Below are 10,708 nucleotides of genomic sequence, written 5' to 3'. Positions count from 1 at the left end.
TCCCTATTTAATGATTCGAATGATCGACAACAGCTTTCTGTACATGATTTGTCTCATGCTCGTTGCTGTTTTGTTCATTTGATTCAAGGGACATTTCAGTGATAACCAATTCACCTCTCTCTTCAAATGTGAATATGACGCTGTCACCAACACTAAAGTCAGCGATTTCTATATTTTCCCCGACGACAAAATCCATCGTCGCAGCAGGTCTATCCCACTTCTCTACAGGGCCTCGACTAATATTGAAAGTGCGATTGCCTAAGGTTATTTCATTAATTAAACCTGAGACTGTTGCAGAGGATACTTCTGGCTCACTCATGATATGAATACCAGTTACTTCATATCCACTATCTTCGGTTTTAGACACCTCGAAGTGTAAAGATTGACCTGACTTTAAAGAATCAACATCGATTTTCTCAGCCACATCAAAGTCCATTGTCATTTCAGGCCAATCCCAAGCTTCAGCCGGGCCATGTGTAATATTGACCATACGATGTCCTGTCATGACGCTATTGACTTCACCTTGCATCCAAATTGAGTTCGGCACCTCATCATGGGTCATACGTTTAAAGTCGGATGATTTACTTGATTCAGAATCAATTAAGAATTGAGCAGACGTAACAACCACATCTTCTTCAGTTAATCCATGCAAAATCTCGATACTATCGATATCGACTCGACCAATAGTGACTTCAATAGACTTAAATTGTCCTTCACCTAAAGCAAGTACCACTCGGTCTTGCTTACCTGTGCGAATGACGGCCTCTTTAGGGACAATAATCGTACTGTCGGTTTGATTTGCATGAATCGAAACTTGTGCGAACATATTGGGCTTTAATTGAAAATCAGGATTATCAAATTTCAACCGAACTCTAAGGGTGCGAGTTTTGTTGTTTAAAGTTGGGTAAACATAATCAACAACACCAGTCCAATCTTCACCGGGCAGATAGTCCAGAGTCATTGATACTGGCAACCCTTCTTTGATCATCGCAGCATCTCGTTCAAACACTTCAGCTTCTACCCATACTTGGTCAAGTTTGCCGATACTAAGCAACGTATTTCCCGGCTTCACATAAAAGCCTTCTCGTATCTTTAACCCATCCACAACACCAGCTTGAGGTGAATAAAAAGTAATGGATTGCTGAACTTTTCTTGTTTGCTCTAATTCTTTAATAAAGTCTGCTGAAAGTTGCAGCGCTTTAAGACGATCTTTAGCTGCCGTAACTAGAGAGCTGTTATTGCGCTTTAAGGCAATTAACAATTCTTCTTGAGCATTAACTAACTGGGGAGAATATAAGGTGTAGAGTGGCTGCCCTTTTTCTACAGGGTTACCAGTAGCCTTGACATAAAGCTTTTCGATCCAGCCATCAACACGTGGGTGGATATGAATTAGCTTATCCTCGTCATATTGTACATAACCTACCGTAGAGATTTCAGTATGCATATTTTTTAGTTCAACAGGTGCGGTACGAACACCAAGATTGTTTACGACATGAGGAGAAACTTTAACTGCGCCGGGGCCGAAGTCATCACTTGATGATTCATCTTCATATACGGGAATTAAATCCATCCCCATAGGAGACTTACCGGGCTTGTCCCGGCGGTAGTTAGAATCCATCGGGGCAACCCAATAAAGCGCCTTCTTTTCTTCAGATTTGGCGATCGAGCTATCATAGTTCGAGTTTTGGAATATACTCAAGGTCCCAGCACCTATTGCAGCTCCTATGATGATTGCGATAATTATTTTCGTATTAGATGACATTACTTTTCTCCAAATTTACTGGTGTGCGCAAGTACTGGTTTGGTATTTGACTGTGCGAAGAAATAATTGATACGAGCGACTGTTTTTAATGCATCAACATCTATTTTTAAGGCTGATATTCTGGCATTAAGCCCAGCTATTCTTGCTCGAACCACTTCAGAAAAATCGCCATCATCGTTGGTGTAAGCAGTCAATGAAGACTCAGCCTGTTCGTTGGTTTGTTTAAGCAATTGATCTTTATATATCGATTGTCTTTCTGATAATCTTTTTAGCTGACGTAGCTCTTTTTCAATTGCGCTAATCATTTGTTTTATTAATAACAATTTCTCTGTTCTGATAGCTTCTGATTCAGCGATTGATGCAGCAACTTGTTTATCTTGTCTATCTTCAGTGAATAACGGTAAATCAAATGTCACGCCAACAGAAAACAAGTCCGATCGACTATCTCCTGATGGCATATCATCACGATAGGCATAGCTAGCGTTAACTCCCCACTGGGGCTTATATTGTTGTTTGGCTATAGTAATTGCTTTTTCAGACACTTTTTTCTTAACATCAATTGCACGAATGGCAGGATGGTTTTCTAATGCTAATGCCAGAGCATTTCGCGAATAATGAACCTCAGTTAAAACAGCAGGATTTTGCAATCGAATTGCAGGTAGATCTTCTGAGACATTGAACTCTATTGGCTGTGAATCAAAATCAAACGCTTTTTCAAAATCACTGTCATTATAAAGATGAAGCCATTCGTTTAGACGAGCGATAGACGTTTCTAATTTTTGCTTTTGAACTGTCAATCTATCTTCTAATTGAACGATTTCTAGCTGTGCTCGAATGACATCTTGTTGCCTTGTTTTTCCTACCGCATTCGAATAACTAGCTTTTGCAACCTCCGCCATTTGCTCGAATAGCTCCCAATCGTTTTCGATTAACTTAATCGTTTGTTGCGCTAAAAAAGCATCTAACCAAAGTTGGGAAACTTCACTTTTTAATTTTGCTTTACGGTCTTCACGTAACAATGGGTATTGAGTTGATTTAATTTTTAACTGTTGTTGTTTGAGTGCCAAACTATCTCCTCTAGGAAACATTTGAGACACTCCAACTTTAAATTGAGTCATACCTTCTTGGTCGAAGTTCCATGTATCTGTTGGCAAGTTCATCATACCAACAGATATTTTAGGGTCAGGTAATGTCCCGGAAGCTATACTCATATTCTCTACAGCCTGTTGTTTCAAGCTGCTGCCGTGTAACCAAGGATCATTTTGTTGAGCTAACTCTATAGCCTGTTGAAGTGAAATAACTTTTTCGGCTTGGGCGTAAAATGCAGAAAACCCAATCATTAAACCAACAGTAACCTTTGATAAGTTTTGAATTCCTAATTTCATTAGAATTGCTCCTCATAGGTATTCACTTTTGCATAGACTTTGCTAGTTCCATCCTTAAAAAAAACCAACACGTTATAAGGCATAAAACGTTCACCGACTTCCATTCCCGGAGAGCCAATAGGCATCGCAGGAACTGACAAACCAATGGCGTTGTCGTGTTTTTCAGATAAAAATTGTTTTATGAATTTGGCAGGTACATGACCTTCAAACACAAAGCCATTTCTTGTAACGGCTGTATGACAAGAGCGATAATTAGGTTTGATACCGTACTTAGTTTTTATATTGGAGATGTTTCGGAAATCTTTGGAGTCCGCAATAATTCCTTCATCTTCAATATGAGATATCCATTTTTTACAACATCCACAAGTAGGAGTTTTATAAACTAATAACTCGATTGGTTTAACTTCAGCATTACTTTTATGATTATGCTCGGTTGCGTGAGTAAATGCTGGTACTAGCAGCACAACTACCGCTAACTTAAAAAATATTTTGATCATTTTTGCCCCCAGACAATGCTGGACAATATTTAGGCGCAATAGCGCTTAATTAATTAACAAGAAAAGTTATTTTGTGCGTAAATTTTGGACGCACTAATCCTGTGTTAGGCAAATATTGGAGGGCGGTAAAGGGAAGTAGAAATTGACTTTGGGTGTTCAGCACCTTGGTTCACTATAGTGTCAGTAAACCCTAAAATATCAGTTGAACCACTGTTTGCATTCAAAAATGTGACTGATGTACATGCATTTGCAGGACAAATACAATCTTGGTCGCAGCAGTCTTCTGAACTTGAAGCACTAGTTTTCATATCACTATGATCCATTCCCTCATGAGAATTCATTGAAGAATGATCCATAGTCATAAGAGATTGATGAGAATTTTCCGACATTTCACAAGACATAGCTGTATAAGCTAATGCTTGCCCAACAAAGGCAATCAGCATAGCTACTAAAACTAAGACTTTTGAAAGTGGTTTAAACATAAAGTTCTCTAGATAAAATACCGAATAAATATTAATGTATATTTCGCCCAATGTAAATTAAGAACTATTTTTTAGTCGATTGAATTAACCCTAATGATAAGAACATTGATCACTTTTCGGATTAAGCGACCTTTGTAACCTTATATCTTTGGCAGATATGAGCCTAAAGCTGTCCTTATATAATCACAATAGTTAGCACAAATTAAACATTCACTTATGCTAACTGGCGCAACAATTATGTCCTTCTTGAATAGGTGGGCATTTTACTGTTCCATACGAACAGTAAACACAGCAGTCACCCTTTAATGGTTTTAACAAAACTTTGCATGATTCGCATTCATAATACCACTGACAAGCGCTAGTCGGCATTTTTTCCATTTTTCTATGCCCACATTCAGGACATGTAATAGTCGATTTAAGCTCTATATTTTGCATGCTTGTACCCTTACTGGTTTTACGATATCTAATACAGACATAACAACCATTAAACAAATACCTAAGTAAAATAGATATGTGCTCCAATCATATTGCCATAGAGGATAAAGCGTTAATAGCACTGCTACAGGCCCTAGAATGCTGAAGATAGCTCTGGTATGGCTTTTATTTTTATGCCAGTTGTATAAGTTTACTAATAATGCCAGAGTTGCAAATATAGGTAATAAGGTATTTACAGCAATCCCCTCAAAATGAGAAAGAAATCCTAACCCCAACGCTGATGCTAAAGAACCGAGTGCAGGGAAACACCCTGTACAACTAAGTGCCGCTAGCCAAACACCACCAGAGCCTACTTTGTCTAATATTTTATTTATCATTTGAAAGTCTATTGATTGATATGACCAACACTCTAAACTCCGTACATAAGTACAGAGTCAATCATTTTAATGCATCAATAATAGGGCAATATGTTGGATCATCGTTTTGTATACAGGTATTTGTCATATCCACAATTACTTTCTCTAAACGTTGAAGGTCGCTAATTTTTTCTCGAATGATTGCTAACTTTTGTCGGCTTAATAACTCAACTTGAGCGCAGTCGTTGTCCATAGACATTAGCGATTTAATTTCTTTTAACGTAAAGCCGAGCATTTTGGCTTTTGTGATGAACCTAAGTTGTCCTGCTATTGTTTCGTCATATTGTCTATAACCTGATATTGGTTTTGTAGGTTGTGTAATAAGTCCTTCTCGCTCATAAAAACGAATGGTTTCTACGTTTAAATTTAATGATTGTGCTAATTTACCAATGGTTTTCATAATTGCCTTTGCGACTAAGAATAGTTCAAAGCAGAATTTAGATTAACTATCCAACGACTTAATAATACCGCATCCTTCAATGGTATTATCAGAATTGCATGTACTTGCCATATGTTGTAATTCATTTTTTAAGGCCTTTAATTCTTTCATGCGTTTGTTGACTAAATTTAATTGCTGCTTAATCAATTCATTCACACTAGAGCAGCTTTCTTCTGGCTTATTCTTTAATTCAATAAGACGTTTGATATCATCAAGAGATATATCGAGGCTGCGACAATGCTTAACGAATTCCAGCTCTTTTAACGCCTTATTGGAATACAACCTAAAGTTACCCTCAGAGCGCTCAGGATCTGAAAGCAACCCTTGTCTTTCATAATATCTAATCGTTTGAATAGAACAGCCTGATGTCTTCGATAATTCGCCAATTTTCATAAAGCTTCCCAATAAACTTGACCCTATAGTTACTATAGGGTTTATAGTTAAAGCATACAAGTGAATAAGGGGTGAAAATGTGTGATAAGTATCTAACCAAGACCAGCATAGTCAATTTTGAACACAAAAATATCCAATCCCTCATAAATCAACGAAGGTGGAAAAGCTTGGATGATTTCAACAAAATTGGTGTAGCCTACCAATTTGTGAAAGATGAAATGTTGTTTGGCTACAACAAGAGCGATGATATTTCAGCGAGTGAAGTGCTGTCTGATGGTTATGGTCAATGTAATACCAAAGGCAATCTATTGATGGCTCTATTGCGTGGATTAGGCATTCCATGCCGATTTCACGGGTTTACTATAAATCAACAGTTGCAAAAAGGTGCCATACCAACCTATGTTTTTTGGTTAGCTCCTAAATACATTATCCACAGTTGGGTGGAGGTATACCTTGATGGTCGTTGGATCAACTTAGAAGGCTTTATCTTGGATGCACAATATCTAACATCCTTACAGCAAAGGTTTAGCCAAGAAAAAGATGTTTTTTGTGGCTATGGTGTTGCGACAAAGTGCTTTTCATCACCTGATACGGATTGGCGTGGAGAGGATACCTATATTCAAAAAGAAGGTATTCATGACGATTTCGGACTTTATGATTCCCCTGATGAGTTCTATCGTGAGCAAGGAACTAACTTATCAGGCGTGAAACGTTGGATGTATCAACGAGTGATCCGTCATCTGATCAACTTCAATGTCGCTAATATTAGAAAAAAGACAGTACTGGAGGTACAAAATGCACAACCATAACCACAGTCATCAACATGGACAAGACAACCGTATTGGTTGGGCATTTTTTCTGAATGTGACATTTACTATTATCGAGTTTATAGGTGGCTGGCTTACCAACAGTACGGCGATAATGGCAGATGCAGTTCATGATTTGGGTGATAGCCTGTCTATAGGGTTTGCTTGGTTATTGAGTCGTTTTTCAAATAAAGAAGCATCAGATAGGTTTAGTTATGGTTATCGTAGACTTACACTATTTGGTGCTTTGGTAAATAGTATTGTTTTAATTATTGGCTCTATTTGGGTTTTATTTGAAGCCATACCAAGGTTGTCCAATCCTGAAATGCCTGTAGTTGAGGGGATGCTGGGACTTGCCATACTCGGTGTTGCCGTGAACGGATATGCCGTATTCAAATTAAAAGCGGGTGAGACATTAAATGAAAAAGTACTGACATGGCACCTACTTGAAGATGTACTTGGTTGGGTTGCCGTTCTTATAGTCTCTATTGTACTGCTGTTCGTTGAACTGCCGATATTAGATCCTCTACTATCGATTGGCTTCACGTTATTCATCTTATTTAATGTTTTCAGAAACCTGAAATCAACACTCGTCTTGTTTCTTCAAGCCGCACCCGATAAAGAAACTCAAGAGCGTATTAAGCAATCATTAAATGAATTTCCTGAAGTTAATGGTATTCACCATATTCACTTTTGGTCATTGGATGGTGAAAGTCATGTTCTAACAGCGCATCTTGAGCTGAGAGACAACTTTGAAGTTAAAGAATTAATTAGACTTAAACAAGAAATTGCAGCTAAATTATCTTCCTATCACTTATCGCACACGACGATAGAGTTTGAGTTTTTAAATGAAAATTGTAGAGATGAAGCTCAGTAAGCTTTATCAACCAAATGTTAGGCATAAAATATAACAAGCAGCTTAATTAGGCATAACCTAGTAATTAAGCTGCTTTTTTGATTTTAAATTTCGTCGGATTGCTGTTTGCTACTCTCAGAGCCATGCGCCCATTGATATAAAATAGGTAATACAAATAAAGTTAAAATTGTAGAAGATATAATACCGCCGATAACAACTGTTGCTAGTGGTCGTTGTACTTCTGCACCAATACCAGTATTTAGCGCCATTGGAATAAAACCTAAACTAGCAACCAGTGCCGTCATTAAAATAGGTCTTAAACGAATGATGGCACCTTCAATGATCGCTACGTAAAGGTCGCCTTTTTCATGCCAAAGGTCTCGAATAAAAGCCAACATAACCAAGCCATTTAATACGGCAACACCTGACAATGCTATGAAGCCGACACCTGCCGAAATAGATAAAGGCATGTCTCTTAAATAAAGAGAAATTACGCCCCCAGTTAATGCTAACGGTACACCACTGAAAATGATCAATGCATCTTTTAATGAACCAAATGCAATAACCAAAATACCTAAGATAACAATTAGTGTGATCGGCACAACTAAGCTTAATCTTTTACTCGCTGACTCTAGCTGTTCAAAGGTTCCGCCATAATCAAGCCAGTATCCTGCTGGAATTTCTCCTTCCTGATTAATTTTAGCTTTCACTTCTTTGACAAAACCGCCTAAATCTCTACCACGAACATTGACGGTAACCACAACTCTTCTTTTACCGCTCTCACGGCTAATTTGAGCAGGTAAAGACTCAGATTTAAGCTCTGCCACTTCTTCAAGTGGCACATAGTTACCATTCTCAAGTGGAAGCGGCAGAAATTTCAAACCATCAATATCCGTTCTAGTTTGCTCCGGTAGACGAACAACTAACTCAAATCGTCTGTCTCCTTCATAAATGATCCCCGCAGATTCCCCCCCTATTGCAGTGGCAACCCAGTCTTGCAATTCGGTAACGTTCAATCCATACCTACCAAGTGCTTCGCGTTTAGGGATTACCGATAAAGATGGAACACCTGTGACTTGTTCCATTCTGGCATCTGCTGCACCATCTACGGTTTTCACAATATTTAGAATATCTTTTGCGGTAAGTAATAACCGATCCAAATCATCGCCAAATACTTTGATGCCCACATCAGCTCTAACGCCAGAAATCAATTCATTGAAACGCATTTGAATAGGCTGAGTGAATTCATAGTTGTTGCCCGGAATGTTTTTCAGTACCTCTTCCATTTCTTCAACTAATTCACTCTTTGGCTTTGAAGGTTCGGCCCAATCTTTACGTGGTTTTAAAATAACAAAGATATCAGCAATACTCGGTGGCATTGGATCAGTTGCTACTTCTGGTGTGCCGATGCGCGAGAATACTTTATCAACTTCAGGAAACGCTTTAATACGTTGCTCAAGTACTTCTTGCATTTCTACTGATTGCTCTAGGCCAGTCGATGGAATTCTTAATGCCTGTAGTGCAATATCACCTTCATTTAATTGTGGAACAAATTCTGTCCCAAGCGTAGTTGCTAACCAAAGGCTATACCCCATTAACAGCGTTGAAAATGAAACAATAATCCAACGAAATTTCATTGCTATAATTAGCATTGGTTTGTAAATAGACTTGGTTGAACGAATAACAACACTTTCTTTTTCGCTGATTTTACCTTTCATAAACACAGCTACAGCAGCAGGAACCAGTGTAACTGAAAGGATCATTGCGGAAATTAACGCCATAACGACAGTTGCCGCCATAGGGTGGAACATTTTCCCTTCAACGCCAGTTAGCGTGAAAATGGGGATGTAAACAACAGTGATAATTGCCACACCAAACAAGCTTGGACGTATCACTTCTGAAGTGGCTTCAAAAACGGTATTTAGGCGTTCTCTTAAGTCTTGCCTATGACCGTTGTGTTGGGCCTGTGCTAACCTACGGACAGAGTTTTCAACGATGATTACAGCCCCGTCCACTATCAAGCCAAAGTCCAATGCGCCGAGACTCATTAAATTGGCAGATACTCCTGCTTGCACCATACCTGTGATTGTCATTAACATGGAAATAGGGATAACAGCAGCGGTAATGAGAGCTGCACGTAAATTTCCAAGTAGAATAAATAACACAACAATAACTAAAAGCGCACCTTCAACGAGGTTTTTGGTAACGGTTGCAATCGCTTTATCTACTAACGTTGTTCTGTCGTAAACAGGCTCTGCGGTAATGCCCTTTGGCAGAGATTTTTGTATTTCGCTGAGCTTATGTTCCACTTCTAAAGCAACGGTGCGAGAATTCTCACCAATCAGCATCATGGTTGTACCAAGCACTGTCTCAATGCCATTACGAGTAGCAGCCCCTGTTCTAAGTTCTTTGCCTATAGCAACATTGGCAACATCACTTATTTTTACAGGAATACCATCGTTCTTTTTGATGATGACATTGAGGATCTCATCTATTGTCGCTAGTTGCCCAATGGAGCGTACTAAAACTTGCTGTCCGTTTTGCTCGATATAACCCGCGCCACGGTTATCATTATTTTTACGTAATGCATCAGATATTTCTTCAAAGCTCACCTGATGAAAAAGTAATTTTTCAGGTTTCGGTGTTATGTGATATTGCTTATTGTAGCCGCCGATACTGTTGACCTCAATGACGCCTTTAACTTGAGCCAATTGCGGTTTAATGATCCAGTCTTGAATTTCCCTCAGGGCAATAGCGGTGTAAGGCTCTCCATTAGGCATTTTAGCGTCAGGAGAAGCTTGTACGGTATACATAAATATTTCGCCAAGCCCTGTGGAAATAGGACCCATTTCTGGCTCTAAGCCAGAGGGAATAACGCCTTTTATCGCAGCTAGTCTGGCATTGATTAAGTTGCGAGCAAAATAAATATCGGTTCCCTCTTCAAAAATAACGGTTACTTGAGATAATCCATATCTTGACAGGGAGCGGGTGTGAGACAGCTTTGGCAATCCGGCTAAGGCTGTTTCTACAGGAAAGGTCACCCTTTGTTCCGCTTCCAAAGGTGAATAACCGGGGGCAGAAGTGTTTATTTGTACCTGCACGTTTGTTATATCTGGAACAGCATCAATGGGAAGTTTTTGATAACTCCACATACCAACGCCGATGATTACCATCAGCAAGCTTAATACTAAGTAGCGCCTATTTATTGCAAGACGCAAAATTGATTCAATCATATTG

Annotated in this window: 11 protein-coding genes; 2 read left to right on the top strand and 9 right to left on the bottom strand. The window is 38.9% G+C overall.

Features of this window, described 5'->3' with window-relative positions:
• Window positions 1-7 precede the first annotated feature (7 nt).
• The 8 genes from AB6T38_RS11175 to cadR form a co-directional block, all read right to left on the bottom strand.
• Complete coding sequence (locus AB6T38_RS11175) at window positions 8-1,762, bottom strand: efflux RND transporter periplasmic adaptor subunit (protein WP_372547388.1); 1,755 nt, start codon at window positions 1,760-1,762, stop codon at window positions 8-10.
• Window positions 1,762-3,147 carry a TolC family protein gene (locus tag AB6T38_RS11170; protein WP_372547387.1) on the bottom strand — a complete coding sequence of 462 codons (1,386 nt, stop codon included), beginning with the start codon at window positions 3,145-3,147 and terminating at the stop codon, window positions 1,762-1,764. Before AB6T38_RS11170 ends, AB6T38_RS11175 begins: the two co-directional genes overlap by 1 nt.
• Window positions 3,147-3,644, bottom strand: a complete 498-nt coding sequence (locus tag AB6T38_RS11165; protein WP_235312849.1) for a DUF411 domain-containing protein — start codon at window positions 3,642-3,644, stop codon at window positions 3,147-3,149. Before AB6T38_RS11165 ends, AB6T38_RS11170 begins: the two co-directional genes overlap by 1 nt.
• A 104-nt stretch (window positions 3,645-3,748) precedes the next feature.
• The gene (locus tag AB6T38_RS11160; protein WP_235312848.1) at window positions 3,749-4,126 is read right to left on the bottom strand and encodes a hypothetical protein; all 378 of its coding nucleotides are present in this window, start codon (window positions 4,124-4,126) and stop codon (window positions 3,749-3,751) included.
• A 219-nt stretch (window positions 4,127-4,345) separates the two neighbouring features.
• Window positions 4,346-4,561, bottom strand: a complete 216-nt coding sequence (locus tag AB6T38_RS11155) for a GDCCVxC domain-containing (seleno)protein (protein ID WP_235312847.1) — start codon at window positions 4,559-4,561, stop codon at window positions 4,346-4,348.
• A complete protein-coding gene (gene merC / locus AB6T38_RS11150; protein WP_235312846.1) occupies window positions 4,549-4,938 on the bottom strand; it encodes an organomercurial transporter MerC in 390 nt (129 codons plus the stop codon). The genes AB6T38_RS11155 and merC overlap by 13 nt, the downstream gene beginning before the upstream one ends.
• A gap of 61 nt (window positions 4,939-4,999) precedes the next feature.
• Window positions 5,000-5,377 carry a MerR family transcriptional regulator gene (locus tag AB6T38_RS11145; protein WP_299082368.1) on the bottom strand — a complete coding sequence of 126 codons (378 nt, stop codon included), beginning with the start codon at window positions 5,375-5,377 and terminating at the stop codon, window positions 5,000-5,002.
• 42 nt (window positions 5,378-5,419) lie between these two features.
• Window positions 5,420-5,809, bottom strand: coding sequence for a Cd(II)/Pb(II)-responsive transcriptional regulator (gene cadR, locus AB6T38_RS11140; protein WP_235312842.1), 390 nt, complete (start codon window positions 5,807-5,809; stop codon window positions 5,420-5,422).
• 77 nt (window positions 5,810-5,886) lie between these two features.
• Here cadR and AB6T38_RS11135 point away from each other — a divergent pair, with 77 nt between their 5' ends.
• Together AB6T38_RS11135 and AB6T38_RS11130 are read left to right on the top strand one after the other, a co-directional pair.
• The gene (locus AB6T38_RS11135) at window positions 5,887-6,618 is read left to right on the top strand and encodes a transglutaminase family protein (protein WP_235312841.1); all 732 of its coding nucleotides are present in this window, start codon (window positions 5,887-5,889) and stop codon (window positions 6,616-6,618) included.
• Complete coding sequence (locus AB6T38_RS11130) at window positions 6,605-7,492, top strand: cation diffusion facilitator family transporter (RefSeq protein WP_235312840.1); 888 nt, start codon at window positions 6,605-6,607, stop codon at window positions 7,490-7,492. Before AB6T38_RS11135 ends, AB6T38_RS11130 begins: the two co-directional genes overlap by 14 nt.
• Window positions 7,493-7,575: 83 nt before the next feature.
• On the opposite strand, the gene AB6T38_RS11125 is transcribed toward AB6T38_RS11130, so the two are convergent.
• Window positions 7,576-10,704, bottom strand: coding sequence for an efflux RND transporter permease subunit (locus AB6T38_RS11125; protein WP_372547386.1), 3,129 nt, complete (start codon window positions 10,702-10,704; stop codon window positions 7,576-7,578).
• Window positions 10,705-10,708: the final 4 nt, after the last annotated feature.

It is taken from the genome of Aliiglaciecola sp. SL4, assembly GCF_041538045.1.
GTDB lineage: Bacteria > Pseudomonadota > Gammaproteobacteria > Enterobacterales > Alteromonadaceae > Aliiglaciecola.
Note: the sequence above shows the minus strand (reverse complement) of the source record. Positions and strands in the feature narration are given on the sequence as shown.

What these genes read in the sequence shown, in the direction of transcription:
- AB6T38_RS11130 (WP_235312840.1), top strand. Translation starts at nt 6,605, where the DNA reads ATGCACAACCATAACCACAGTCATCAACATGGACAAGACAACCGTATT.
- AB6T38_RS11175 (WP_372547388.1), bottom strand. Translation starts at nt 1,762, where the DNA reads ATGTCATCTAATACGAAAATAATTATCGCAATCATCATAGGAGCTGCA.
- AB6T38_RS11160 (WP_235312848.1), bottom strand. Translation starts at nt 4,126, where the DNA reads ATGTTTAAACCACTTTCAAAAGTCTTAGTTTTAGTAGCTATGCTGATT.
- AB6T38_RS11170 (WP_372547387.1), bottom strand. Translation starts at nt 3,147, where the DNA reads ATGAAATTAGGAATTCAAAACTTATCAAAGGTTACTGTTGGTTTAATG.
- AB6T38_RS11135 (WP_235312841.1), top strand. Translation starts at nt 5,887, where the DNA reads ATGTGTGATAAGTATCTAACCAAGACCAGCATAGTCAATTTTGAACAC.
- AB6T38_RS11125 (WP_372547386.1), bottom strand. Translation starts at nt 10,704, where the DNA reads ATGATTGAATCAATTTTGCGTCTTGCAATAAATAGGCGCTACTTAGTA.
- merC (WP_235312846.1), bottom strand. Translation starts at nt 4,938, where the DNA reads ATGATAAATAAAATATTAGACAAAGTAGGCTCTGGTGGTGTTTGGCTA.
- AB6T38_RS11165 (WP_235312849.1), bottom strand. Translation starts at nt 3,644, where the DNA reads ATGATCAAAATATTTTTTAAGTTAGCGGTAGTTGTGCTGCTAGTACCA.
- AB6T38_RS11145 (WP_299082368.1), bottom strand. Translation starts at nt 5,377, where the DNA reads ATGAAAACCATTGGTAAATTAGCACAATCATTAAATTTAAACGTAGAA.
- cadR (WP_235312842.1), bottom strand. Translation starts at nt 5,809, where the DNA reads ATGAAAATTGGCGAATTATCGAAGACATCAGGCTGTTCTATTCAAACG.
- AB6T38_RS11155 (WP_235312847.1), bottom strand. Translation starts at nt 4,561, where the DNA reads ATGCAAAATATAGAGCTTAAATCGACTATTACATGTCCTGAATGTGGG.